Source organism: Mesorhizobium sp. WSM4823 (genome assembly GCF_055811195.1).
Window position 1 is genome coordinate 8,588 of sequence record NZ_JBVVQL010000016.1, and the last position, 26,324, is coordinate 34,911.

23 protein-coding genes are annotated in these 26,324 nt (G+C 63.0%); 22 read left to right on the plus strand and 1 reads right to left on the minus strand.

Features of this window, described 5'->3' with window-relative positions; genetic code table 11:
* Positions 1-454: 454 nt before the first annotated feature.
* From AC0L26_RS27705 to AC0L26_RS27805, 21 genes are all read left to right on the plus strand, one after another.
* On the plus strand, positions 455-1,417 hold the full coding sequence (locus AC0L26_RS27705; protein ID WP_473635433.1) for an ArdC family protein: 963 nt from the start codon (positions 455-457) through the stop codon (positions 1,415-1,417).
* A gap of 137 nt (positions 1,418-1,554) precedes the next feature.
* The gene (locus AC0L26_RS27710; RefSeq protein WP_473635434.1) at positions 1,555-1,965 is read left to right on the plus strand and encodes a DUF2958 domain-containing protein; all 411 of its coding nucleotides are present in this window, start codon (positions 1,555-1,557) and stop codon (positions 1,963-1,965) included.
* A gap of 84 nt (positions 1,966-2,049) precedes the next feature.
* Complete coding sequence (locus AC0L26_RS27715) at positions 2,050-3,777, plus strand: ParB/RepB/Spo0J family partition protein (protein WP_473635435.1); 1,728 nt, start codon at positions 2,050-2,052, stop codon at positions 3,775-3,777.
* A 533-nt stretch (positions 3,778-4,310) separates the two neighbouring features.
* The gene (locus AC0L26_RS27720) at positions 4,311-4,634 is read left to right on the plus strand and encodes a DUF736 domain-containing protein (RefSeq protein ID WP_473603675.1); all 324 of its coding nucleotides are present in this window, start codon (positions 4,311-4,313) and stop codon (positions 4,632-4,634) included.
* 150 nt (positions 4,635-4,784) lie between these two features.
* Positions 4,785-5,021 (plus strand): helix-turn-helix transcriptional regulator, encoded by a 237-nt coding sequence (locus tag AC0L26_RS27725; protein ID WP_404926521.1) that lies wholly within the window; start codon positions 4,785-4,787, stop codon positions 5,019-5,021.
* Entirely contained in the window at positions 5,018-5,566 is a 549-nt protein-coding gene (locus AC0L26_RS27730) for a S26 family signal peptidase (RefSeq protein ID WP_473635436.1), read from the plus strand. Before AC0L26_RS27725 ends, AC0L26_RS27730 begins: the two co-directional genes overlap by 4 nt.
* Positions 5,554-6,237, plus strand: a complete 684-nt coding sequence (locus AC0L26_RS27735; protein WP_473635437.1) for a lytic transglycosylase domain-containing protein — start codon at positions 5,554-5,556, stop codon at positions 6,235-6,237. The genes AC0L26_RS27730 and AC0L26_RS27735 overlap by 13 nt, the downstream gene beginning before the upstream one ends.
* A 180-nt stretch (positions 6,238-6,417) precedes the next feature.
* A complete protein-coding gene (rlxS, locus tag AC0L26_RS27740) occupies positions 6,418-8,388 on the plus strand; it encodes a relaxase/mobilization nuclease RlxS (protein ID WP_473635438.1) in 1,971 nt (656 codons plus the stop codon).
* An 845-nt stretch (positions 8,389-9,233) separates the two neighbouring features.
* Positions 9,234-11,057 carry a glutamine--fructose-6-phosphate transaminase (isomerizing) gene (gene glmS, locus AC0L26_RS27745; protein ID WP_473635439.1) on the plus strand — a complete coding sequence of 608 codons (1,824 nt, stop codon included), beginning with the start codon at positions 9,234-9,236 and terminating at the stop codon, positions 11,055-11,057.
* Positions 11,058-11,403: 346 nt separating this feature from the next.
* A complete protein-coding gene (locus AC0L26_RS27750; protein WP_473635440.1) occupies positions 11,404-13,434 on the plus strand; it encodes a conjugal transfer protein TraG in 2,031 nt (676 codons plus the stop codon).
* Positions 13,435-13,551: 117 nt separating this feature from the next.
* Positions 13,552-13,965, plus strand: coding sequence for a CopG family transcriptional regulator (locus AC0L26_RS27755; RefSeq protein ID WP_473635491.1), 414 nt, complete (start codon positions 13,552-13,554; stop codon positions 13,963-13,965).
* A complete protein-coding gene (gene trbB, locus AC0L26_RS27760) occupies positions 13,962-14,930 on the plus strand; it encodes a P-type conjugative transfer ATPase TrbB (protein WP_473635441.1) in 969 nt (322 codons plus the stop codon). The genes AC0L26_RS27755 and trbB overlap by 4 nt, the downstream gene beginning before the upstream one ends.
* 11 nt (positions 14,931-14,941) lie before the next feature.
* Positions 14,942-15,250, plus strand: a complete 309-nt coding sequence (locus tag AC0L26_RS27765; RefSeq protein ID WP_064993433.1) for a TrbC/VirB2 family type IV secretion system protein — start codon at positions 14,942-14,944, stop codon at positions 15,248-15,250.
* Complete coding sequence (locus AC0L26_RS27770) at positions 15,250-15,519, plus strand: VirB3 family type IV secretion system protein (RefSeq protein WP_473635442.1); 270 nt, start codon at positions 15,250-15,252, stop codon at positions 15,517-15,519. The genes AC0L26_RS27765 and AC0L26_RS27770 overlap by 1 nt, the downstream gene beginning before the upstream one ends.
* Positions 15,513-17,963: a conjugal transfer protein TrbE gene (gene trbE, locus AC0L26_RS27775; protein WP_473635443.1), complete on the plus strand. Its 2,451-nt coding sequence runs from the start codon at positions 15,513-15,515 to the stop codon at positions 17,961-17,963. The genes AC0L26_RS27770 and trbE overlap by 7 nt, the downstream gene beginning before the upstream one ends.
* Positions 17,960-18,685 (plus strand): P-type conjugative transfer protein TrbJ, encoded by a 726-nt coding sequence (gene trbJ, locus AC0L26_RS27780; RefSeq protein ID WP_473635444.1) that lies wholly within the window; start codon positions 17,960-17,962, stop codon positions 18,683-18,685. The genes trbE and trbJ overlap by 4 nt, the downstream gene beginning before the upstream one ends.
* A 31-nt stretch (positions 18,686-18,716) precedes the next feature.
* Positions 18,717-20,039 (plus strand): P-type conjugative transfer protein TrbL, encoded by a 1,323-nt coding sequence (gene trbL / locus AC0L26_RS27785; RefSeq protein WP_473635445.1) that lies wholly within the window; start codon positions 18,717-18,719, stop codon positions 20,037-20,039.
* A complete protein-coding gene (gene trbF, locus AC0L26_RS27790) occupies positions 20,040-20,771 on the plus strand; it encodes a conjugal transfer protein TrbF (protein WP_473635446.1) in 732 nt (243 codons plus the stop codon).
* Positions 20,761-21,789 (plus strand): P-type conjugative transfer protein TrbG, encoded by a 1,029-nt coding sequence (gene trbG, locus AC0L26_RS27795; RefSeq protein ID WP_473635447.1) that lies wholly within the window; start codon positions 20,761-20,763, stop codon positions 21,787-21,789. The genes trbF and trbG overlap by 11 nt, the downstream gene beginning before the upstream one ends.
* A 13-nt stretch (positions 21,790-21,802) precedes the next feature.
* The gene (locus AC0L26_RS27800; RefSeq protein WP_473635492.1) at positions 21,803-23,026 is read left to right on the plus strand and encodes a TraB/TrbI/VirB10 family type IV secretion system protein; all 1,224 of its coding nucleotides are present in this window, start codon (positions 21,803-21,805) and stop codon (positions 23,024-23,026) included.
* A 2-nt stretch (positions 23,027-23,028) separates the two neighbouring features.
* On the plus strand, positions 23,029-23,301 hold the full coding sequence (locus AC0L26_RS27805) for a DUF2274 domain-containing protein (RefSeq protein WP_063171452.1): 273 nt from the start codon (positions 23,029-23,031) through the stop codon (positions 23,299-23,301).
* Between the two features lie 318 nt (positions 23,302-23,619).
* Here the strand turns inward: AC0L26_RS27805 and hemN are convergent, their stop codons facing one another.
* Positions 23,620-24,969: an oxygen-independent coproporphyrinogen III oxidase gene (gene hemN / locus AC0L26_RS27810; protein ID WP_473564478.1), complete on the minus strand. Its 1,350-nt coding sequence runs from the start codon at positions 24,967-24,969 to the stop codon at positions 23,620-23,622.
* Positions 24,970-25,124: 155 nt separating this feature from the next.
* On the opposite strand from hemN, the gene AC0L26_RS27815 reads away from it, so the two are divergent.
* Positions 25,125-25,874, plus strand: coding sequence for a Crp/Fnr family transcriptional regulator (locus tag AC0L26_RS27815; protein WP_473635448.1), 750 nt, complete (start codon positions 25,125-25,127; stop codon positions 25,872-25,874).
* The last annotated feature ends 450 nt before the right edge of the window (positions 25,875-26,324 follow it).

The following is a 26,324-nucleotide window of genomic DNA, read 5'->3' on the forward strand; positions in this document are numbered from 1 at the left end:
CGCGGCCCCCCCCCCCCGCCCCCCCCCCCCCCCCCCCCCCCCCCCGCCCCCCCCCCCCCCCCGGGGGCCCCCCCCCCCCCCCCCCCCCCCCCCCCCCCCCCCCCCCCCCCCCCCCGGGTGCTCGTGCACCGAGCCCGCTTTTTCCTCGGCAGGCTCGGGCGGTCTCGGCCATCCGGCTTCGCCCCCTGGTTCGGGCAGCCTTTCGGCTGCTGACGGCCGCCGGCCGATTGGCCGGCGTGGTTTTCATGGTGGCCTTCCCCGGTGGCGCGCGGTGGGCGGCTCTCCCTTCTAGGCCCGCCGCGGCGTCCCGCAACCCTTCGCTGCGCTTCGGGTCCTCCTCTCCGTTCCGGTCCTTCGGATGCGGTCCGCCTTTCACGGCGGGCCTTTCCGGTCGTTTTCGCCGCCCACCCCGCTTCCGGGGGAGGGCGCGATTTGGCGAGCGGAGGACCAGGGCATGCGTTCAAACAACAAGCGTTCCGGCAGCCGAAAGGCTGGCGCAAGCAGGGGCGGGCGCGCAGGCGCCAACCTTTATCAAGAGATCACGGACCGCATCATTGCCGAGCTCGAGCGCGGCATCGTGCCATGGGTCAAGCCCTGGGGAAGCGCAAAGGCAGGCCTCGGCCTGCCCAGGAATGCGGCCACCGAGCGCCGCTATTCCGGCATCAATATCCTGATCCTCTGGGGCGCGGTCATCGAGCGCAGCTATGCCAGCCAGAACTGGCTGACCTTCCGGCAGGCGCTTGCCCTTGGCGGCAATGTCAGGAAAGGCGAGCGCGGCACGACCATCGTTCACGCCGACCGCTTTGTTCCGAAAAACGAAAAGCAACGCGCCAAGGTCGATGGCGACGAACCGCAGGCGGTGCCTTACCTGAAGCGCTTCACCGTCTTCAATGTCGCGCAGTGCGAAAACCTGCCCGAACATCTCCATGCCGCCGCCGATCCGCTGCCGCAGCGCCAGATCATCCCGCAGGCCGAGGCGCTCATTCGCGCAACCGGCGCGGATGTCCGCATCGGCGGCGATCGCGCTTTCTACATGCCGGGCAGCGACTTCATTCAGGTGCCGCCGCAACCGGCCTTCTTTCAGCAGGTCAACTATTACCGCACCTGCTTTCACGAGCTTGGCCACTGGACCGGTCACCCGACGCGCCTTGCGCGCGACCTCTCCGGCTCGTTCGGCTGCAAGGCCTATGCGCGCGAGGAACTGGTCGCTGAAATCTGCGCAGCCTTCGTCTGCAGCACTATCGGCCTCGAGCCGACCGTGCGCCATGTCGATTATATCGGCTCATGGCTGACGGTCCTGCGCGAGGACAATCGCGCCATCTTCCGCGCCGCCAGCCATGCCTCGAAAGCCGCCGATCTCCTGCTCGGCTTTAATGCCGACGTCGAAGGCGAGGCGCATGCCGAGATCGCCGCATGAGCGCGCCGCCCGATCGCCATGCCGACAGGCTTGCGCTTCTGATGGCGCGCGATGCGCGCCGCGCACAAGCCGCTCGATATCGGCGGGTTTGTCTCAGCCGCTCTGATCAGCACCAACCGTTTTGAAGGAACGCCGCAATGATCCTGATCACCGACGAACTGCGCCTTCTTCTGCTCGCCAATGGCGCTGCCGAGCCCGAAACCGACCATGTTCCGGTCGTGAAACTGTTCAATCCGGTCGGCTCCGCCACCTGGCTTCTGAGCGAGCTCGACGCCGACGGCGATACACTCTTCGGCCTTTGTGATCTCGGTTTCGGCTTCCCCGAACTCGGCAGCGTCAGCCTTGCCGAGCTCCAAGCCGTCAAGGGACCGCTTGGCCTGGGCATCGAGCGCGACCTGTACTTCAAGGCACGGTTTCCGCTCTCTGTCTATGCCGAAGCCGCTCGCCTATGCGGCCACATCACCGAGGCCGAACGGCTCTTGCGGCAGGCCGCCGCCGCCCTCTCGCTTTCCCTTCCCGAGCTTCCGCCCGACCGGGCGGAACAATAGCGCCATCCGGCGCAAAACCGTCGCGCCGCTCGGCCTGCGGCCTCGCGGTCAGGCACTTTCAGGCCACAGCAAAGGAGAAAGACCATGCAGCTTGCCCACGTTTCCATCGACCAATTGAGCGTCGCCGCCGCCAACATGCGACATTCCAAACGCGCGCCCGACATCTCCGACATCCTGCCGTCGGTGCGTGCGCGCGGCGTCCTCGTTCCGCTACTGGTGCGGCCCAACGGCTCGCCCGAAACGTTCGAGATCGTCGCCGGACGGCGACGCTATTTCGCCGCCAAGACCGTCGCCGACGAACGCGGCGAGGCCGAGCCGCTGCCATGCGCCATCATGGAGGATGGCGACGACGCCGACGCGCTCGAAGCCTCCCTGATCGAAAACATCGCCCGCCTCGCTCCCGACGAGGTCTCGCAATGGGAAACCTTTACCCGCCTCATCAGGGAAGGTCGCACCATTGCCGATATCGCGGCCACTTTCGGCCTCACCGAGCATCAGGTGAAGCGCATTCTGGCGCTCGGCGAGCTTCTGCCCAAGATCCGCGAAGCCTATCGCCGCGAGGAAATCGACGCCGAGACGGTGCGCCATCTCACCATGGCCTCGAAGGCGCAGCAGAAGGACTGGCTCGCGCTCTTTGCAGACCCCGACAGCCGCGCGCCGCGCGGCTGGCAATTGAAGCAATGGCTGTTCGGCGGCCAGTCGATCTCGACCAAGGTGGCGCTGTTTGCCATCGAGGATTATCCCGGCCTGATCGTCTCCGATCTGTTCGGCGAGGACAGCTATTTTGCCGACGCCGACCTGTTCTGGCTCAAGCAGAACGAGGCCATCGCCGCCAGACGCGATGCCTATCGTGAGGCCGGATGGAGCGACGTGATCGTGCTCGAGCCGGGTCAGCATTTCCACGCATGGGACTACGAAAAGACGCCGAAGAAGAAGGGCGGCAAGGTCTTCATGTCAGTCTCGCATCGCGGCGAGGTCGGGTGTCACGAGGGCTGGCTATCGCGCAAGGAAGCCCGCCGCGCCCGCGCCACTGGCGAGGCCGCAGAGGCCGGGACCCCGGACAAACCGTCGCGGCCCGAACTCACCGGACCGATGCAGAACTATGTCGATCTGCACCGTCATGCCGCCGTGCGCTTGGCGCTCCTCGACCATCCGGCAGCAGCACTTCGCCTGATGGTGGCGCATGCGATTGCCGGCTCAAGCCTGTGGCAGGTGCGCACCGAGCCGCAGCGCGCCGCCAACCAGATCGTGGCTGCGAGCCTCGCAGCCTGCAAGGCCGAGGCCGCCTTCGCGAATAAGCGGCGTGCGGTCCTGGCGCTGCTTGGACGATCCGACGAGGATGGCACAATCGCTGGCGGCAATGGCGGCGACATCGGCACGGCAACCCTGTTTGCGCATCTGCTGACGCTGTCCGACGACGATGTCCTGCGCCTCCTTGGCACCGTCATGGCCGAGACGCTTGAAGCCGGCAGCGCCGTCGTCGAGGCCCTCGGCAATCATCTGAATGTCGACCTCGCCGCTTGCTGGCAACCGGACGACGCCTTCTTCGAGCTGTTGCGCGACAAGGAAATTGCCAATTCCATGCTAGCCGAACTCGGCGGCAAGCATGTCGCGGACGGCAATGTCGCCGAGAAGGTGAAGACGCAAAAGACGATCATCCGCGACTTTCTTTCCGGCGAGAACGGCCGCGACAAGGTGGGAAGCTGGCTGCCGCGCTGGATGAAATTCCCGGTCGAAAGCTACACGCAGCGAGGCGGCTTGCGCACCGCCGATCAATGGGCGCGGGTGCGGTCCCTGTTCGGCTGCCAATAGGCGTCACGCTGGGCGGCGGCTTCCAGAATGGCCGCCGCCCGGCATCGTACCCGGCGCACTGGCCGCATGTTCGAGACCTTTGGCCCCCGCGTCCCCGCGGCACAATCCAGACCGGCAAGCCGCCTTGATCCCGCGCATCGATCAGACCGTCGGATGCCTGTTCTGGCGCCCGACCCGTAGGCACGATCTCTTGTCGGCATGCCACGGCATCAGCCCGCAGTCCCGCAAATCCCGGCTCTCCTGCCTGGCTGCAGCGACCGCGCTTGCCACGATCTCCATGCTCCCTGCCAGGACCATCCCCTGCGGCTGGCTTGTTGACCTATGGACGGGTCCGGCCGCCCGAAACCCTCGCCAGCAGCTTTTTTCCCCGCCGCCTGCGGCGGCTTCCTCGCGCCGCTCCGCTTCAAAAAAGCCGTCGGCTCGGGTCCTCCGCTGGCGCTGCGGCCCTGTCGGGTTCAGGCGCTCCGGACGCGTCCATCACGGTCAGCCATCGCAGGGGATGGTCCCCGGCGACAGCAAAAGGAGACTTCGAAATGACCGCGATCGGTTACGTCAACAAGCAGGAAAACGGCGCCTACAAGGGCCAGCTCAAGACGCTCAGCGTCCGCGCCGACATCGACATCGTCCCCAACCAGGCCAAGAGCGCCGACAACCATCCCGACTACCGGGTGCTGACGCAAGGGGTCGAAGTTGGCGCCGGCTGGATCCGCACCGGCGAGACGTCCGGCAAGGATTATGTGAGCCTGTCGATTGCAGCGCCCGAGTTCGGACCCCGCAAGCTATACGCCAATCTGGGCCGCGCCGCCGGCCAGGACGATGACGACACCTACGCCATCATTTGGAACCCGGCCGACTGATCGGGCCGACCCGAGCCCCGCGCCGCAGCCGGCGCGGGGCTCTTCCCACCGGAGCGGCGAAAACTCGCCCCCCACTCTTCGCCCGTCCCCGGGGCGACCTCGTTCGCCCATCCTCGCCGTCGCTTCTCCTTAAGCGACACGAGGACAATTATGGATGACGAAAACGAACGCGCCGCCCGCGCCAAGAAGGGCAGTCCGTTTCTCAACACAGCCCAAGCCGCCTTCTACATAGGGCTCTCCCAGCGCACGCTGGAAAAGATGCGGCTCAACGGCGGCGGCCCGAAATTCCGCAAGCATGGCCGTTATGTGCGCTACCACATCGACGAGCTCGACGAGTGGTCGAAAGGCCAGAAGGTAACCGGTTCCGGCGATGGAGGCCGCCCATGAGCCGGCGTCCCTCCATCCATCTGACCGGCAGCCGCCTGCGTCGCGTACGCGCGACAAAGGCGATCGCCGCGACCGCGATTGCCGTGGGCCTGATTGCCTTTGACCCCCTTGCAAACCCATCGCCCTGGCTGATCTGGAACGCCTCGGCGAGCGCGCCGGTCGGCCTCTATCGCGTCGTGGCGGGAGCGCCCGCACGCGGCGACCTGGTGCTCGCCGACGCACCCCAAGCCATCGCCGGCCTCGCTGCCGAACGCGGCTATCTCCCGCACCGCGTTCCCCTTGTAAAGCACATTGCCGCGCTGCCGCACGAACGTGTCTGCGCCTTCAACGAGGCGATCATCATCGGCGGCAAGATCGTCGCGCGTCGGCTCGCAACCGACCCCCAAGGCCGTCCGCTGCCCTGGTGGAGCGGCTGCCGCGCGCTCGCCGGCGATGAATTCTTCGTGCTGAACGGCGAGGCGCCGCGCTCTTTCGACAGCCGCTATTTCGGGCCGGTGCCGGCCGCGAATGTCATCGGGAGGCTCGTGCCGCTATGGACCGAGTGACCCTCCTGATGCTTGGCATGATCGCTGTCGCGCCATGCGCCTGTTCCGCCTCGACCGGCGCTGAGCCGGTCGCCATCTCCCAAAGTCCGCAGCTTGGAAAGTGGCAGCACTTCGTTACGGAGGCAAGCAAGCGTTTCCGTATTCCCCAGGCCTGGATTTACGCGGTGATCGATGCCGAAAGCAGTGGCAGGACCATGCTCGGCGGCCGCCCAATCACCTCGCGCGCCGGCGCCATGGGTCTCATGCAGCTGATGCCGGAAACGTATGAGGAGATGCGCGTGGCCCATGGTCTCGGCCCAAATCCGCACGATCCGCGCGACAACATCCTGGCCGGCACGGCCTATCTCCGCGCCATGTATGATCGCTTCGGGTTCCCCGGCCTGTTTGCCGCTTACAACGCCGGCCCCGAGCGCTACGAGGCGCATCTGAAGCGCGGCAAGCCGCTGCCGAAAGAGACCGTCGGCTACCTCAAGCAACTCGCGGCAGCCGGTGTTTCGGCCACCGACATGAAGAAATCCAACGGCCAATCTGTCGCTCGAGGCAGGCAAAATGCGCCCTCGGGGCGCTCGCTGTTTTTCCTGCAAAATGGTGTTCGCGCCGGCGCGCGAAACGGCGATCTCTTCGTGCCGCTGGGGAAGGACGTCGCACCGGTCAAGCAGCCGGACCGCTAGCCAAGGGCGGGCCGGACGCGTCCGAAGGGGCAGGGCGCGTAAGGCAAGATAAAGGCACCGCCTCCATGAGGCGGCGAAGTGTTTGTCTGCACATCTTTTTTGCCGGAGGCAGCCTCCAGCGCCAGGAGAGCTTCGGAGCGCAAATGGCTAATTCGACTCTGTAAAACGCGGAGGCTAAGCATGCACGATGACGAGTTCAGACCCAAGCTCGGGAAGATAGGCTCCCGTGGCTCGAAGGCAGGCAAACGCTTTGCCAGCCAGGTCCGGGCGGCGATCAACCGAGCCGGTGGCCGGCCCCAGCGTGGTGGCCGCTTCGTGGGGAGCCGGACGGGCCGCGGCGGGGCGACGGCCGCGCTGCTGAAGTCACGCGATCGCCATGCAGCCTTCCGCCAGCGCCGGGTCGTCATCAAGGCGCGTGTCGTCAAGCTTTCCGGCAAGAGCGCGGACGGGGCGCGTGCGCATCTGCGCTACATCCAGCGGGACGGCGTCACCCGGGACGGCGCGCCTGGCGAGCTCTATGGCGCGGAAAGCGACCGCGTCGCCGGCAAGGACTTCCTCGATCGTGCCGATGGCGATCGCCACCAATTCCGCTTCATCGTCGCACCCGAGGACGGCATCGAATTTGACGACCTCAAGCCACTGACGCGGCGGCTCATGGCACAGATCGAGGAGGATCTCGGCACGAAGCTCGACTGGGTTGCCGTGGATCATTTCAACACCGGCCATCCGCACACCCATATCATCGTTCGTGGCAAGGACGATCGCGGCGAGAATCTTGTCATAGCGCGCGAATACATCTCGAGCGGCATCCGCGAGCGCGCCGCCGAGCTGGTCAGCCTCGATCTCGGTCCGCGCACCGACCACGAGATCGAGCACCGCCTGCGTCAGGAAATGGAGCAGGAACGGTTCACCAGCATCGACCGCCGCCTGCTGCAACGGCGTGACGACAGTGGGCTCGTTTCCCCCGATAGCCGCGACGCGTTTCGGCAAACCTTGGAGCAGGGGCGCCTGCGCAAGCTCGAGCGGATGCATCTGGCCGAAGAGATCAACTCGGGCCGCTGGCGCCTCGATGACGGGCTAGAAGCGACGCTGCGCCGCATCGGCGAACGCGGCGACATCATCAAGACCATGCATCGCGAGCTGGCGGGCAGGGGGATTTCCCGCAGTGCCGCCGACTGGGTGATCCATGATCGATCCGGCGAGCTGGTCGATCCTGTCGTCGGCCGTGTTGTCGCGCGCGGGCTGGCCGACGAGCTCACCGACCGGCATTACCTGATCCTCGACGGTGTTGACGGCAAGACCCGATACATCGACATCGGCAAAGGCGAGGCGACAGAGCCGACGCCCGACGGCTGCATCGTGCGTGTCTCGCCGAGGAACACAGAACCAAGGCTCGTTGACCGCACGGTGGCCGAAATCGCGGCTGCCCATGACGGCCACTACAACATCGACATTCACCTGAAGCACGATCCGACCTCCAACGACCGCTTCGCCGAAACGCATGTCCGTCGGCTGGAGGCGATCCGGCGCGCTACCGGCGGCGTGGAGCGCGAGCCCGACGGCACCTGGATCATCGCGCCGGATCATCTCCATCGTGTCACCGCCTACGAGCGCCAGCAGGCGAGGACCCGACCTGTGACGGTCGACAAGCTCTCTTCCATGCCTCTGCAGCGGCAGGTTGGTTTTGACGGCGCCACCTGGCTCGACAGCCAGCTGGTCTTCGATGGATCAGAGAGGTTGCGCAATTCGGGCTTCGGCCGTGAAGCCCAGGAGGCGCGGAGCCGCCGACAGCAGTGGCTGATTGCGCAAGGCCTTGCCCATGAGGAGCAGGATCGGATCGTCTATCGCGCCAACATGATCGCGATCCTCCGCCAGCGGGAGCTGAACCGTGTTGCCGGTCAGCTCTCGGAAGAGCTCGGTCTATCTTATGCTGAAACGCAACCCGGAGACCGGGTAGAGGGCACGCTCCGCCGCTCAGTTGAGCTCGCCAGCGGCAAATATGCCGTTATCGAGAAATCGCGCGAGTTCGTGCTCGTCCCTTGGCGGCCGGTGCTCGAGCGGCATGTCGGCAAAGAGGTTTCCGGCCTGGTGCAGCGCGAGGGTATCTCTTGGAACATCGGTCGGCAAAGGAGTGGACCCAGCGTTTCGTGACTTTCATGGCAGCCGTGCGCAGGCGCGGTTTCACTTCGACTGGCCCGGCTTTCGAGAAGGTGCTCCGGGAGCCGAGTGCCACCGGCTCTGGCGGGGTCTGCCTCCTCATCAACAGTGCGTTCGCCGCCGATTGCACTCCCCTCGGCGCCTGATCGCAAGCTGCCGTGGGGTCGAGCAGATTTGCTGAACCAGCCACGACGAAAAGCAAAGGGATGGAGCTCCTTCCGGCCGCTATCTGCTGTGGATGCGCTCCACATGCCATGAGGCATAAGGTGGCACGACGCGTCCGCCCGCTTGCATAGGCAGCCAAAATTGGGGCTGATAGCCCCCGATTCGCATCGCCATCGATCTTTGATGCACGATTAATCGACCAACGCGGAAGACGGGAATGCGCTGGGCAGCAGAGGAAACTAGCATTGCAAATAATTCTTAGGGCCATCGGCAGAGCCTGGCATTCCGCTTTGTTTAAGATCGACACAGCCCGGTTGCGGCGGCAGCGCAGGCAACTCCGCGACTAAGTCGGCCACCGGACCATCCTGGGACAGCTTGCACGGGCGATTTGCGCGGCCGGCTCGGTCGAAAGCCGCAAATCGCGACAGTTGGTGGCGAATTTGACGGCTTTCTCTCTCTCTGAGACGGGTGAAGCTGAGGTCAGGAGACCTGTTTAGCCGAGGTCAAAGGTCCTCTCGCCGGGTCGTCAAACACGTTTCCCGACCATCCGCTGGTTGGATGGCAGCTATCCCAACGATCGATTTTACCTCTTTCGCCGATTTCCACTAGGGGCTGAGCGGCGGCGGGTTTCCTTCGCGCCGACTGAGGCTACCGGGAAGAATTCGGAGACGATCATGTGCGGGATTGTTGGCATCGTTGGACATCAGCCAGTGTCGGAGCGGTTGGTTGACGCATTGAAGCGGCTCGAATATCGCGGCTATGACTCAGCCGGCGTCGCCACCCTTTGCGAGGGCTCGTTGAACTGCCGGCGCGCCAAGGGCAAGCTTGTCAATCTCGAGAGAAGATTGAAGGAAGAGCCGCTGAGTGGCTTCATCGGCATCGCACACACACGTTGGGCAACCCATGGGGCACCCACTGAGCGCAACGCGCACCCGCACATTGCGGAGGGTGTGGCCGTGGTTCACAACGGCATCATCGAGAATTTCGCCGAGTTGAAGGACGAACTGGCGGCGGCGGGCGCCGAGTTCCAGACCGATACCGACACCGAAGTCGTCGTTCATCTCTTGGCAAGATACCGCCGGGAGGGCATGGGGCGGGGCGAGGCAATGCACGCCATGCTGAAGCGCGTCAGCGGTGCCTACGCCCTTGCCGTTCTCTTTGAGGATGATCCATCGACCATCATGGCGGCGCGCAACGGACCCCCATTGGCAATCGGTCACGGCGACGGCGAGATGTTCCTGGGCTCCGACGCCATCGCGCTTGCGCCCTTCACAAATGCAATCACCTATCTCGTCGATGGCGACTGGGCCGTTATCAGCAAGACAGGCGCCGATATCTTCAATTTCGATGGCCATCCCGTCGAGCGTCCGCGCCAGACTTCCCTTGCCGGGGCATACCTGGCCGATAAGGGCAACTATCGCCATTTCATGGAGAAGGAAATTCATGAGCAGCCCGAGGTTGTCGCCCGTGCGCTCGCTCATCACATCAACTCCGAAGGAAATCCCATCGATACGGCTTCTTGCATAGATTTTGCCAGCATCCCGAGCCTGGCGATCTCGGCTTGCGGCACAGCCTATCTGGCTGGACTGATCGCAAAATACTGGTTCGAGCGCTATGCGCGCCTGCCGGTCGAAATCGACGTCGCGTCCGAATTCCGCTACCGGGAGATCCCATTGTCGCCGCACTCGGCGGCTCTTTTCATTTCGCAGTCCGGTGAAACCGCCGACACGCTCGCATCTCTGAGATACTGCAAGGGGCGCGGGCTGAAGACCGGCGCTGTCGTCAACAGCCGGGAGTCGACCATCGCGCGGGAGGCCGACGCGGTCTTCCCAATCCTTGCCGGGCCGGAGATCGGCGTCGCCTCCACCAAGGCTTTCACCTGCCAGCTTGTGGTTCTTGCCACACTCGCCATTGGTGCTGCCAGGACCCGTGGAACGGTAACCGAAGCTGAGGCGAAGGCGCTCGTCGCGAGCCTTGCCGAAATGCCTCGTCTGATGCGCCTGATCCTGAACAGCATCAAGCCAGATGTCGAGCTCCTGGCGCGCGAACTGTCAAAGTGCCATGACGTCCTGTATCTCGGCCGCGGCACCAGTTTCCCACTGGCCATGGAAGGTGCGCTGAAGCTCAAGGAGATTTCCTACATCCATGCCGAGGGATATGCGGCTGGTGAATTGAAGCATGGTCCGCTCGCATTGGTCGACGAAAACATGCCAGTGATCGTCATCGCGCCACATGATCGCTTTTTCGACAAGACCGTCTCCAACATGGAGGAAGCGGCCGCCAGGGGAGGACGGATTATCCTCATCACTGATGAGAAGGGGGCCGCTGCTTCGAAACTCAAAACGATGCACACGATTGTCCTGCCGACCGTCGACGAGATTATCGCGCCAATGATCTTTGCCTTGCCGATACAGCTTCTTGCCTACGACACGGCTGTCTTCATGGGCAAAGATGTCGACCAACCGCGCAATCTCGCAAAATCGGTTACCGTCGAATGATTTGTGACGGCCCGTCCATACGAAACACGCCGGAGCAAAGCGCGTCATCGGCCAGTTGGATGTCGAGGAGATGCCGATCCGTTCAGCTGCCTGTGGATCGTATCTCGCGCTGAACGCATGCCTGCGTTTTGATAAGACGAAGCAAAAACACAGAATAGGTCGCGATCGCCGAGGGCGGCCATGGCCGGTGACCCAGTCTGCGGCGCGGGCTCCAGGCACGTAAAAGGCTGCTCTGTGAGCGATCCGGCCCATTCCCCATCGCACCTGGTCGTGCGTAGTGTGCATTTCAGTTCACATCGCGCTGCGCGATGCTTGCCCCCGACGTTCAGAACAGCGGAGCAAGCCAATGACGCCCACGAAGTTGCTGATTGGGCAGATCGCCGTCGTATTCGCAATCGTCATGCTCGGCGTGTGGGCGGCCACGCAGTGGTGCGCCCACATGCTGGGTCATCAGCCGCCACTCGGCACGCCGTGGTTTGTCGTGGCTGGCTGGCCGATCTACAAGCCGTGGAAACTGTTCGGATGGTGGTACCATTTCGACGCCTATGCGCCCGAGGTCTTCGATAAGGCCGGTGCGCTCGCCGGCGCCAGTGGGTTCGTGGGCTGTGCCGCAGCCATCGGCGGCTCGCTCTGGCGCGCGCGACAGCTCGGAACGGTGACGACCTATGGCTCGTCGAGGTGGGCAACGACTCAGGAGATCGAGAGGGCAGGGCTGTTTCGACCGGCCGGCGTTTTCCTCGGCAAGCTGAAGGATCGCTATCTGCGACATGACGGACCCGAGCACGTCATGGCCTTTGCCCCAACACGATCAGGCAAGGGCGTCGGACTGGTTGTTCCAACGCTTCTGTCCTGGACCGGGTCGGCCGTCATTCACGATATCAAGGGCGAGAATTGGCAATTGACCTCCGGCTGGCGGTCGAAATTCTCCTATTGTCTTCTCTTCAATCCGACAGATCCGAGGTCGGCGCGCTATAACCCGTTGCTTGAGGTGCGAAAGGGTCCGCAAGAGGTCCGCGACGTCCAGAACATCGCCGACATCCTGGTAGATCCGGAAGGTGCGCTGGATCGCCGGAACCACTGGGAGAAGACAAGTCATTCCCTCCTCGTCGGCGCCGTTTTGCACGTTCTCTATGCCGAAGAGGAAAAGACGCTTGCCCGCGTCGCCACTTTCCTGTCGGACCCGAAACGTTCCTTTTCCGCGACGCTGCAGCGGATGATGACCACCAACCACCTGGGCACGCCTGACAAGCCTGAGGTCCATCCGGTCGTGGCCTCGGCGGCACGCGAGGTGCTGAACAAATCGGAAAACGAGCGTTCGGGTGTTTTATCGACCGCCATGTCGTTTCTTGGGCTCTATCGCGACCCGACGGTTGCGTCGGCAACATCGGGCTGCGACTGGCGCCTTGTCGATCTCATGGATGCCGAGCGACCGATGTCGCTCTATCTGGTCGTGCCGCCGTCGGACATCTCGCGCACCAAGCCCTTGGTACGACTGATCCTGAACCAGATCGGCAGACGCCTGACGGAGCGCCTTGAGGGCGACCCTAAGAAGGGTCGCAAACATCGGCTGCTCATGATGCTCGACGAATTCCCGGCGCTCGGTCGGCTAGATTTCTTCGAGACCGCGCTCGCCTTCATGGCCGGCTACGGCATTCGCGCTTACTTGATCGCGCAATCCTTGAACCAGATATCCAAAGCCTATGGCGAGAACAGTGCCATTCTCGACAACTGCCATGTGCGCATTGCCTTTTCCTCAAATGACGACCGCACGGCCAAGCGCATCTCGGACGCGCTCGGCACGGCGACGGAACTGAGATCCATGCGCAACTATGCCGGCCATCGTCTGGCCCCCTGGCTGTCGCACGTCATGGTCAGCCGCCAGGAAACGGCCCGACCGCTGCTGACTCCTGGCGAGGTGATGCAGCTGCCCCAGAACGACGAGCTGGTGCTGATTTCAGGGCTGCCGCCATTGCGCGCGCAAAAGCTGCGCTACTACCAGGATCGGAATTTCACGGAACGCGTGCTACCGTCCCCGGTGCTGCGGGACGGCACTTACGCCGACTGTCCCGCTACGCGCCTGGACGATTGGACTGGACAGGTCCGCGGCGTTGACAGCCGTCTGGCTGCAGGCGACGAGATTGCCGACGCCGCGATCGGGGACGAGGGCGGCGTCCAGCAGCAGCGACATCCAGCTCTGCCAGAAGATCAAGTCGTGCTTTCTCAAGAAGCTGACCAGCGCGATCTCTTCAAGTCTGTTGACGATGATAGCGAGCCGGTCGCCGACAAGCGTGTCATGGATCGGATTTCGACTGCTGCCCGCGCCTATGGCATCAACGAGGGAAGGGGCGACGACAAAGACATCGTGCCCGGTTTCTGAACGCCGCTTCCTGACGGCGTACTTCGGCGTAGATAACGGCGATAAGCTTTCGTGGGCATCTGGCGGATGCTTGTTCCCGTCGCCGGCGCGCCGGCGCTGGCAGCTGGAACAAGCCACATGAAGCCCCGCCGCATTCGTCACCAGTTTCTGCTTGAGTTTGAGCTGAGCGAGAAGCTGGACAAACTCAGTCGTGATCCTTCGACCACCAAATCGGCGATTGTCGCGAAGGCGGTAGAAGCCTTCATCGAGCGCCGTGGCGAGAATGAGCTCGACAAACGCTACGGGGTACGACTCGACCGTCTTTCTCGCGACCTCGCTTATGTCAGGCGCGACCTCGAGATGATGCTGGAGAGCCTGGCGCTCTTCATTCGCTTTTCGATCACGCTTCACGCCCACACGCCGGTCCCGGACAGGGCAACGCAGGCCATTGGCCAGGAGCGCTTCGACAAATTTGTCGAGCAGGTGGGTCGGCAGATCGCGTCCGGAAATCGATCGCTTGGCAAAGACAATGACGTGGGAGGGGAAGGGTGAACTCTCATCCGGAAGCCGACCACCGCCGCAGCGCGATGCTGCGCACCGCCATGGGTCCGGCGATCACCCAAGCGCTCTCCGATCCATTGATCATCGAGGTGATGGTCAATCCCGACGGAGCACTGCGGCTCGATCGGCTCGGAGAAGGCCTGGTCGACACAGGCGTGCACATCCATCCTGCCGAGGCGGAGCGGATCGTCCGCCTCGTCGCTTCCCATGTGCGCGCCGAAGCGCATGCGGATAAGCCGATCGTCAGCGCCGAACTGCCGTCGGGCGAGCGATTCGAAGGCCTGCTGCCACCCGTGGTGTTGGCGCCGTGCTTTGCTATTCGTAAGCCTGCCGCAAAACTCTACACCCTGGCCGATTATGTCGCCGACCGCGTCATGCTGCCGCTGCAGGCCGATGCGTTGAAGGGAGCCGTCCGCGAACGGCGCAACATCCTGATCGCAGGCGGCACGTCCTCGGGCAAGACAACCCTTGCCAATGCGCTGCTGGCCGTCGTCGCCGACTGCGACGAGCGGGTGATCCTGATCGAGGATACGCGCGAACTTCAATGCGCAGCAAAAGACTGCGTTGCCCTGAGGACGAGGCGGGGTTCGGTCACGCTCGCCGATCTCGTGCGTTCGACACTGCGCCTCAGACCCGATCGCATCATCGTCGGCGAGATCAGAGGCGCCGAAGCGCTCGACATGCTGAAGGCGTGGAACACCGGTCATCCAGGCGGCATTGCCACGGTTCATGCCAACTCGGCGCGGTCTGCCCTCTACCGCATCGAGCAGCTCGCACAGGAAGCCGTGGTCGCCGTTCCCCGCCGGCTCATCGCCGAGGCGATAGATCTGATCGTCTTCATCGCTGGCCGCGGATCCTCGCGCCGCATCGAGGCGATCGCCGAGGTCACTGGCCTCGACGGCAGTGGCGACTACGCCGTCACCCAGCTCACGCTTCCGCAACTCCAGCAACTCTGAAAGGTCACTTCATGCGCAAGAAGCTTCGCTTTCTCTGGGCCACCACGCTCGCTTTTCTTCTCACGTTTCCGGCATACGCCGCCGGCTCCGGCATGCCTTGGGAGCAGCCGCTGCAGCAAATCTTGGAATCGGTGCAGGGTCCGGTCGCCAAGATCATCGCGGTCATCATCATCATCACCACCGGCCTGACACTCGCCTTTGGCGACACGGCAGGTGGGTTCCGTCGGCTCATCCAGATTGTCTTCGGTCTGTCGATCGCCTTTGCCGCATCGAGCTTCTTCCTCTCCTTCTTCTCCTTTGGCGGCGGGGCACTCGTCTGATGCTGGCCGGAGAGCACATAGAAGGCTTCGAGGTTCCGGTTCACCGGGCACTGACCGAACCGATCCTGCTCGGCGGCGCGCCGCGAGCGGTGGCGATCCTCAATGGCACCGTTGCCGCGGCCATCGGGCTTGGCTTGCAGCAGTGGATTGCCGGACTGGTGCTGTGGATCTGCGGGCACACTGTGGCTGTCTTCGCGGCCGGCCGCGACCCGGACTTCGCCGGCGTGCTCGTCCGACACCTTCGCCTGAGGGGGTGGCTTGCATGCTGAATCTTTCGGAATATCGGGGCAAGGCCGACCGGCTTGCCGATCATCTGCCTTGGGCCGCACTGATAGCACCAGGCATCGTGCTCAACAAGGACGGCAGCTTCCAGCGCACATTTGCATTCCGCGGCCCTGATCTCGAGAGTGCAACAGAAGCCGAACTCATCGGCATCTGCGCGCGAGCCAACAATGCGCTCAGACGCCTCGGCTCTGGCTGGGCATTGTTCTTCGAGGCCGAGCGCATCGAGGCGCTGGGCTATCCAGACTCGCGCTTCCCCGACGCTGCGTCATGGTTGGTCGACGAAGAACGGCGCGCGGCCTTTCAAGGCAAGGTCGCGCACTACGAGAGCCGCTACCACCTGACGCTGGCGTTCATGCCGCCGCCGGATAGCCAGGCGCGGGCGCAAAGCGCTCTCGTCGACTCGCATCATTCACAAGGCGAGAGAGAGTGGCGCCAGGAACTGGCGCGGTTCCGGGACGAGGCCGGCCGCGTGCAGGATCTCCTGTCGGGCTTGATGCCCGAAATACGCGCACTGGATGATGCCGAGACGCTGACTTACCTCCACGGCACGATCTCGACCAGCCGCCATCCCGTCGCCGTGCCGGAAACGCCGATCTATCTCGACGGCATCCTGGTCGATGCGCCGCTTACTGGCGGATTGGAGCCGATGCTTGGCGACCAACATCTGCGCACGCTCACCATTCTCGGTTTTCCGAATGTCACACGGCCCGGAATTCTCGACGCGCTCAACCACCAGGATTTCGCCTATCGCTGGATGACACGCTTCATTCCGCTCGACAAGACGGAGGCCGCCAAGACGCTGACACGGTTGCGGCGGCAGTGGTTTGCCAAGCGCAAATCGATCGCGGCCATCCTGCGCGAGGTGGTGACCAGTGAACCTGTCCCGCTCGTCGACAGCGACGCCGAAAACAAGGCGCTCGATGCCGACGCCGCACTCCAGGCGTTAGGCGGCGATCATGTCGGGTTTGGCTATCTGACGACGACGGTCACGGTATGGGACGAGGACCATCAAGCCGCCGCGGCCAAACTTCGCGCGGTCGAGCGCGTCGTCAATGGCCTCGGCTTCGCCACGATCCGTGAAGGCGTGAATGCGGTCGAGGCCTGGCTCGGCTCGTTGCCCGGCCATGTTTACGCGAATGTGCGCCAGCCGCTCGTTCACACATTGAACCTCGCCCACTTGATGCCGCTTTCCTCGGCGTGGGCCGGCCCGGCGGCGAACGAGCATCTCGCCAAGGCAATCCAGGCAGAGGCCCCGCCGCTTCTCTTCGCCTCAACCAGCGGGTCGACACCGTTCCGGCTCTCCACCCACGTCGACGATGTCGGCCACATGCTGATCGTGGGACCGACTGGTGCCGGCAAGTCGGTTCTCGTTGCCCTCTTCGCGCTGCAGTTCCGACGCTATGCCGGCGCGCAGGTCTATGTCTTCGACAAAGGCAATTCAGCCCGCGCCGCAATTCTTGCCATGGGTGGAGAGCACCACGCGCTGCGTGCGCACGGTGCGCTTGCCTTCCAGCCGCTGCGCAAGGTTGACGATCCGGCCATCCGCAGCTGGGCGGCCGAATGGATCGCCGGACTCATCGCTCATGAGAACGTCACCGTCACCCCAGAGGCGAAGGAGGCAATCTGGTCGGCGCTCACCAGTCTTGCAACCGCGCCGGCACAGGAACGCACACTCACCGGCCTGTCGCTCTTGCTTCAATCCAACGCGCTGAAGTCCGCATTGATGCCTTACACGCTCGACGGCCCCTTCGGCCGGTTGCTCGACGCGGATGACGATCGGCTGGCCTTGTCGGATGTGCAGTGCTTCGAGACCGAAGAGCTGATGCACAGCCAAGGCGCTGTTCTGCCGGTGCTCACCTATCTTTTCCATCGCCTCGAAGTGCGGTTCGATGGGCGACCGACCTTGCTCATGCTCGACGAGGCTTGGCTCTATCTCGACAATCCGCTCTTTGCCGCCCGCCTACGCGAATGGCTGAAGGTACTGCGCAAGAAGAACGTCTCCGTCATTTTCGCCACGCAGTCACTGGCCGACATCGCTGGCTCTGCAATCGCACCGGCTATCATCGAGAGCTGCCCGCAGCGCATTTTTCTTCCCAATGATCGTGCCGTAGAACCGCAGGCACGGGAAGCCTACGAGCGTTTCGGCCTGAACGAGCGGCAGATCGAACTGGTCGCGCGCGCCACGCCGAAGCGGCACTACTATCTGCAATCGCGCCGCGGCAATCGTCTGTTCGACCTGGGCTTGGGCGCCATCGCGCTTGCGCTATGCGGTGCCTCCGATCCCGCCAGCCAGACCCTGATCGACAGGATCCTGTCGGAGCACGGCCAGGACGGCTTTGCCTCCCACTTCCTAAATGCCCGCGGTCACGAGTGGGCCGCCGAGCTTCTTCGCCAATTCCCTCAACCAGACATGGAGCAATCGTCATGATGCGGCGCCGTTTCCTTTCCGGCCTGATCACCCTTTCCCTGATCGCCATACCGTTGGCCGACTATGTCCAGCCAGCCTATGCGCTCATTGTCTTCGATCCGTCGAACTATACCCAGAATGTGCTGACGGCGGCGCGCTCGCTGGAGCAGATCAACAACCAGATCCAGTCGCTCCAGAACCAGGCGACCATGCTGCAGAACATGGCGCGCAACCTTCAGAGGCTGGATTTTTCTTCGGTGGGCCAGCTCACCGGTTCGCTGCAGCGGATCGACGGCCTCATGGACCAGGCGAGTGGCCTGAGTTTTGATCTGGGCAAGCTGCAGGACCAGTGGCGCAATCAATATCCCGAAAGCTACGACGCTACGATCAAGGTCAGCGATGTGGCAACCGCAGCGCGCGAGCGCTGGCAGAGCGCCATGCAGGCGTTCCGGCAGACGATGGGTGTCCAGTCGCAGATCCTCGAGAACGTCCGCGGCGATCGCGACCTGCTTGCTGATCTCGTCAACCGCAGCCAGGGTGCTGCCGGTGCGCTTGAGGCAAGCCAGGCCACCAACCAACTGATCGCGCTGTCAACCAAGCAGCAGATGCAGATCCAGACGCTGCTCGCGACGCAGTTTCGCGCTGAGGCGGAGGACGCGGCTCGCAAGGCGCAGTCTGAAGAAGCCGCCCGCCAGACGACAAAGCGATTCCTCGGCACCGGCACGGCCTATCCCGCCAACTGATCACCAGTTCTTTCACGAGGGGGAAGGCGGAATGAACGACCTCGGGGTCATCGATCGCTTCATGGAGACTTTCATCCGCTATATCGACAGCGGGTTCGGTCTGCTGTCGGGCGATGTCGCCTTCCTCACCACGACGCTGATCGGCATCGACATAACGTTAGCCGGGCTCGCTTGGGCATTCGCCGGCGAGCCCAACATTCTCGCCCGCCTTATTCGCAAGGTGCTCTATGTCGGCGTCTTCGCTTTCATCCTGAACAATTTCAAGAACCTCGCCGACATTATATACCGCTCTTTTGCCGGGCTGGGCATCCACGCTTCTGCCGACAATCTTTCCCCCGACAATCTCCTGCGGCCCGGACGTATTGCCGCCACAGGCTTTGAGGGCGCCTGGCCGCTGCTCGATCAGGCGAGCCAGCTTCTTGGCTTTCCTGAAATCTTCGGCAACGCGCTCACCATTTTCGTGCTGCTCGTGGCCTGGTTCCTGGTCATCATCGCCTTCTTCATTCTTTCCATCCAGCTCTTCATCACCATTCTGGAGTTCAAGCTCACCACTCTCGCCGGATTCGTTCTGGTGCCCTTCGCACTCTGGAACCGGTCGGCGTTCCTGGCCGAGCGTGTGCTCGGCAACGTGATCTCGTCGGGCATCAAGGTGATGGTGCTTGCGGTCATCGTCGGCATCGGGTCCACACTGTTCGGTGAGTTCGCTTCCGCGCTGCAAGGCAAGGAGCCGGATTTGGCCGCCGCCATGTCGCAGGTATTGGGCGCGCTGGCGCTTCTTGGGCTAGGCATTTTCGGACCCGGAATAGCATCCGGTCTCGTCTCCGGCGCCCCGCAGCTTGGCGCGGGCGCCGCACTGGGTACGGCCGCGGCCGCGGCCGGTGCATCACTCGTTGCCGGAGGTGCCGCGGTCGCTGGCGGGCGCGTGGCAGCTGATGGCGGGCTTGCCGCAATTCGAGCCGGCACGACCATCGGCTCGGCAGCTTCCTCAGCATGGCAGTTGGGGCGTGCAACCTCGCCTGACTCCGGCCTGTCCGGTGTGGCTGCTGGGATGCAGGGCGTGGCAGGTGCCGCCAGTGGCGCCGCGATGCGAGCGGCACGATCTGCGGCGGGAACCTTCGGGCGCAGCGCCGATGCCGGGCGCCAAGCCGCATGGACCGCGACCGGTGGGTCGTCTTTCGCGTCGATGACTGAAAGTGCTGTGGGTTCGACCGCCGATGCGGCCCCTGGCTGGGCCAGGCGCCTGCGTTCCCAGCAGTCTGCGCGAGCCCACCGCCACGCCGCCATACAGGCCGTGCGTGATGGTGACAGACCGGGCGGTAGCGCCAATCCCTCTCTCAACGACAAGGACGACTAGATGCTCTTCAGGCGATCTGTTCAACGCTACGGCAAGACACCCGAGCCCACTACACCGTACCAGAGGGCGGGCCACATGTGGGATGAGCGCATCGGCTCATCGCGGGTGCAGGCCCGCAATTGGCGGCTGATGGCTCTTGGCTGCCTGGCGTTGGCAACCGGGCTCTCGGGCGGGCTCATTTGGCAGTCCATGCAGAGCCGGGTTGTGCCATACGTCGTCGAGGTCGACCGCTTCGGCGAGGCGCGCGCCGTAGCCCCGGCAATCCAGGACTACCAGCCAACGGATGCCCAGATCGCATGGCATCTTGGCCGCTTCATCCAGAATATCCGTTCCGTTTCCACCGATCCGGTGTTGGTGCGGCAGAACTGGTTGGCGGCCTACGACTTTGCCACCGACCGCGCCGCGCACTTTCTCAATGAATATGCCAAGGCGAACGACCCTTTCGGTCAGATCGGCACGCGCAGCGTGTCCGTCCAAGTGACCAGCGTGGTGCGGGCTTCCGACAGCTCGTTCCAGGTCAAATGGACCGAGCAGGTATTTGAGCGCGGCAGCCTTGCCAGCACGACCCGCTGGACGGCGATCCTCACGGTCATGATCCGGCCGCCAAGCAATACGGACCAACTGCGCAAGAATCCGCTCGGCGTCTTCATCAACGCCATCGATTGGTCGCGCGAGCTCGACAGCGCCGCGCCGTCATCCGTTTCCCCCAAGGAGCCCGCCAATGACAAATAGAGCCCCATCGCTCCGTGCCGCGCTGATCCTGTCGGCCTCAGCCACGGTGCTGTCGGCCTGCGCATCCAAGCCGGTGCCAGCGCCCGAGATTTCCTATGACGCTGCCGACTTCAAAGCAGCGTCGATCGAGAAGCCGCCGGAGCAACCGGTCAAGATCGTCGAGGTGCCAAAGCCGCTACCGCTGCCCGGCCAGTTGCAGCCTGACCCGGTCAAGGTCGCCGAAGACAAGCGCTCACCTGAAGAACGCGTTGCCGATGCCACCAAGGCCGCAACCCGGCAGCCAACCAGGTATGGCTATGTCAACGCGGTCCAGATCTATCCCTTCACCGACGGTGCGCTTTATCAGCTCTTTGCCGCGCCGGAGCGCGTCACCGATATCGCTCTGCAGCCGGGCGAGAAGCTGACAGCCGTGTCCGCCGGGGACACGGTCCGGTGGGTCATAGGCGATACCGTCAGTGGCACCGGTGACAGTCAGCGCACCCATGTTTTGGTGAAGCCGTTTGCGCCCGAGCTTACCACAAATCTGGTGATCACCACGGATCGACGCACTTATCACTTGCAGCTCCAAAGCACGGAGAAGACCGCAATGGCGGCCATCTCTTGGACTTACAGCGAAGACCAGATCCTTGCGCTGCGGCGGCGAAACGTTCAGGCCGAGGCTGCTACGCCGGTCGCGTCGAATGTTGCGCTCGAAAATATCCGATTCCGCTATTCAATAGCCGGCGACACACCGCCCTGGAGACCGACACGGGCCTTTGACGACGGCAGCAAGGTCTATATCGAATTCCCGCGCCGCATCGATCAGGGCGAGGCGCCGCCGCTCTTCATCGTCGGTGCTGACGGCGGCAATCAGCTGGTCAACTACCGCATGCGCGGCAACTACTACATCGTCGATCGCCTGTTCGCCGCGGCCGAACTGCGCCTCGGCGCCAAGCCGCAGCAGGTCGTGCGCATCACAAGGATTGACGGTCGGCAATTGCCGCGTCGGATGCCACTCTTTGCCGGTTTTGGCAGGTGAGGGGACAAGGCTCATGACCGATACGTCCCACTCCAATGCGCCGCCGAAACTTGATCCCGACCAGCTCCAGCTGCGCGCCTCACCCCGCGCGGCTGTGCGCTTCAGGCGAGGTGTGATTGTCGCGATCGCTGCCGCCGGATGCGGCGCCATTTTGGGCGTCATGATGATTGCGCTTCAGGGACCGGCATTGCGATTCAAAGGGCATGCGGAAGACCTCTACCATCTTGACCACAAGCCCACCGCCGAGGGACTCGACGGGCTGCCCGGGGATTATTCCGGCGTCAAGTCTAAGGCCCCGGTGCTTGGACCGCCGCTACCCGGTGATCTCGGCCGCCCCATCCTCGAGCGGCAGCGCCAACTCGGCATCGCGCCGGGACAGGAGGTCTCCGCCGAGGATCAACGCCTTGCCCAGCAGGCGATCGAAGCGCGCGAGTCGCAAGTGTTGTTCCGAATCGACAATCGACCGAGACCGACAGATCTCGCCGGCGGCGGGGAGAGTGTACAGCAGCGGCCTGAAGCGGTTCCGCAACCGGGAGCGACAGGCGCATCGGCTACCGTCGCTCCAGCCGAAGGCGATCAGAACAACCAACAGCGCAAGCTGGATTTTGTCAGACAGCGGAGCACAAGCGGGATCTACAATCCGCATGCGCTGCAGACGTCTGCTTCGCCCTACCAGCTGATGGCTGGCAGCGTGATCGCGGCAAGCCTGATCACCGGCATCAATTCCGACCTACCCGGCCTTGTCGTCGCGCAGGTCACAGAGAATGTCCAAGACACAGTCACGGGCAGCATCTTGCTCATTCCACAAGGTTCACGGCTGATCGGCACCTATGACAGCGTGGTGGCGTTTGGGCAAAGGCGCGCATTGCTGGTCTGGCAGCGAATAATCCTGCCGGACGGTTCCTCGATCGAAATCGACAATCTGCCGGCAACAGACAGCGCCGGATATGCAGGGCTTGAGGACAAGGTGGATTTCCACACCTGGCAGCTGATCAAGGGGGTTGCGCTTGCGACCTTGCTTGGCGTGGGCACCGAATTGAGCCTCGGAGACAATGAAAGCGATCTGGTCAAGGCGATCCGCGAATCCGCCCAGCAGAATGTCAGTCGAGCCGGCCAGCGCATAACTGAGAAGAATCTCAATGTTCAGCCCACCATCACTATCCGACCAGGCTGGCCGCTGCGCGTCATCGTGCACAAGGACCTTTTGCTGCGGCCGTACAAAGTTGAACGGGAGTGATTATGGCCAACTTGAAACTTGGTAAGCTTCCAGATCGAACGCCTTTGAAGATCACCATCACCGTGAGCGCGGAGTTGAGCCAAGAACTCAATGCGTATGCTGCGCTCTATCGTCAGACCTACGGCGAGTCTGAAACGGTGGCGGAACTCATCCCTTTCATGCTGGCGGGATTTCTGGAAGGCGACCGAGCGTTTGCCAAGGCCAGAAAAGAAGGTATGGCGACGGCCAGCGTCCCGGGCAAGTCGCGGTCTCAGCCAGCTTCAGATTCCAAATGACCGCAGCAGAGAGTTGGTCAAGTGCAATGGTGGCGCACCGCCCGCTCGGCGTCCATCCATAGGAGGCCGAGCTGTAGCCAAGCGATGGTCCATCGCCATCATGCGGCGGCCGATCTCGACCGGGAAGACAACCATTAAGGCGGCAGCGTCGTGTGGAGGCAGCGTGGATGCAGCGCGTCAGCTTAGGTTTTTCCGATCCGATTCGTATGCCTGCGTGCTTGTCATTGATTCTTCAACGAGAGGGGTGCGCTGACAACATCGTGGCGTGGCGAAAGGTCACCGATGATGGACCCTGCCCGGTCTGCGACGCACTCTGGCTCAAATTGCCACCGAGTGCCTAGCCTTTCCGCTTTCGAGATATTTGTCGAACTTCGCAGCGACGCTCCTGACAAAGGGACGACTTTCCACCGGCACGACGAAACGGTCGCCATCGAGTTCAAGCAATCGGACGGGGTTGTCGAGGGCCACGGTACTCGACCGGAGAAGGAGCTTCTGGCCGGCTTTGCCGAAGCGTTCCACCAATTCGACTGCCGAGAAGCCGAAATCGCACATCAGCCGCTCGATGATCCAGCCGCGAGCGCGGTCGTCGTTGGAAAAAACAATTCCGCGGACCGAAGCCAACCCACCCTGATCCACCATGCGGCCATATTCGCCGGTTGAAGGCATGTTCTGGACGTAGCCTTGCTTGAATTGGCTGATGGACGAGGGGCCGAGGCCGATTAAAGTTTCGCAGCGATCCTCGGTATAGCCCTGAAAGTTGCGACGCAGGGTCCCGGCGCGCGCCGCCAGGGCCAGCGCATCGTTCGGTTTGGCGAAATGGTCGAGCCCGATTGCTTCGTATGCTTGGTCGAGGATGGCGCGTGCTGCCAGTTGCGATTGGGCAAGCCGCTCCTCCGGGCCTGGCAACCAGGCCTCGTCGATCATGGTCTGATGTTTCTTGAACCATGGCACATGGGCGTAGCCAAAAAGGGCGATCCGGTCCGGCTGCAGCGTCAGCGCCTGCATGACTGTAGACAGGACTCTCTCCCTGGTCTGGTGCGGCAAGCCGTAGAGCAGGTCCAGGTTGACCGATTCGACGCCGCGGGACCGAACGCCGTCGACAACTGTTTTGGTCTGCAAGAAGGTCTGCTCGCGATTAATGGCCTTTTGCACCTTCGGATCGAAATCCTGGACGCCGAGGCTCGCCCTCGTCATGCCGATTTCGGCAAGCGCGTCGAGGCGGGCTTCGTCCATATCGTTGGGTTCGATTTCGACGCTGATCTTGGCGCCGGGAAGAAATGTGAAGCTGTTGCGCAGGACGGTTGCCAACGCCACCATATCTTCGGGTTTGAGCATCGTCGGCGAACCGCCGCCGAAATGGATAGCACGCACGCGGCCCTTGCCTGCGACAAGACTGGCGACGGTGGCGATCTCAGCATGCAATGACCGCAGATAGGTAGTAACCGGTTCGTAGTGGCGTGTCTGCTTTGTGTGGCACGCACAGAACCAGCAAAGTTTGTCGCAATATGGGATGTGCACGTAGAGCGATATCTCATCGTCCCCGCCGAGCGCCTCCAGCCAGCCACGATAAGCCGCAGCATCGACGCCCTCATGGAAATGCGGTGCCGTCGGATAGCTGGTGTAGCGAGGGACGTTTTCGACAATCCAGGCAGCTACTTTCGACTGCATGTCGTGGTCACCATGTTTGCATAGCTGGAACTGTTGACTGGTTGGCCGGCCAACGCCCTGATTTCGATCAAGTGCAGCTCGGACAAACTGCCGCAAGGATTTTTCTACCCTGGATTGCTATCCTGTCGGTGCTTGGGAGAGGGTAGAGCGAGCGCATGACATTACGGCAAGACATTCACAGTTCCGGCATTCCCCTTCTTTGCCGCTCTTGCGAGGGAAGGCGTCGTGGTATTTGCGGCGCGCTCGATCCAGACCGTTTGGCTTGGCTCGCCAAGACTTCGTCGCGGCACAAGATCGAGCCAGGAGTCGAACTGATCAGCGACTGCGAGGCTGTCGGCAGCTATTCGAATGTGCTTTCAGGCGTGGTGAAGCTGACGAAGAGCCTTTCGGACGGGCGCCAGCAGATCGTAGCTCTCCAGTTTGCACCGGATTTTCTGGGGCGACCCTTCAAGGTGGAAAGCGAGATCAGTGCGGAAGCGGCAACTGTTGTCACCCTTTGTTCGTTCCCCAAGCCTGCCCTCGAAAGGATGATGAAGGATTCGCCGGAACTCGAGCGCCGCCTGCTCAAGCAGACGCTGGACGAACTTGACGCAGCACGCGAATGGATGGTGACGCTCGGGCGCAAGACGGCATCGGAAAAGGTGGCGAGTTTTCTCCTCATGATCGCCCTGAATATCGGTTCCAATGTTAATCCGACTGCCAGCTCAGCGTCCTTCGATCTGCCGCTGACTCGTGCCGACATCTCTGATTTCCTTGGACTGACGAATGAGACCGTGAGCCGGCAGCTGACTCGATTGCGAGCTGAAGGCGTGATCCGGATCGAGAACAAACGCCATGTGATGGTGGAGAGCGTCGGCCGGCTGGAGCAGCGTTGCGGCGGCCGAAGGCCGCGGCAGTTTGAATAACCCCAAGCGGCGGGGTCTGCGCCGCCAACTCCGAAGCCGCGGCATGACATGCTGCGTTCGAACGGTCGCTGCAGCCTTCGAGCCCCCGGTAGCATGGACACGAGAGCATCCGCGACCCTTATCGGATAAGCTAGCCACCCGCCATGAGTGTTCCGCTCGCCGATGAAGCGTTGATCGTTGAGGTCCTCGTACCCGCAATGGTAGCGACGATGTCGCCATTTACGTCGTTCCCGAGCCGTTCCAAGCGACGCTAGCAGCAGTACTTCCAAGTCGCGGAGGGCACGCCTCGACATATCGCCCGCCTCAACCTTCGCTCGACTTCAATCCACTTGTCGTGAGCGGGGCAGGCCCGTCGCGCGCTTCCGTATGCCACCTTCTGATTTGCGCGAACTCGATTCTACCGAACAAACCTGGCGCCTGACATGGATCAGGGCGAGCAGAGGGCAGCTG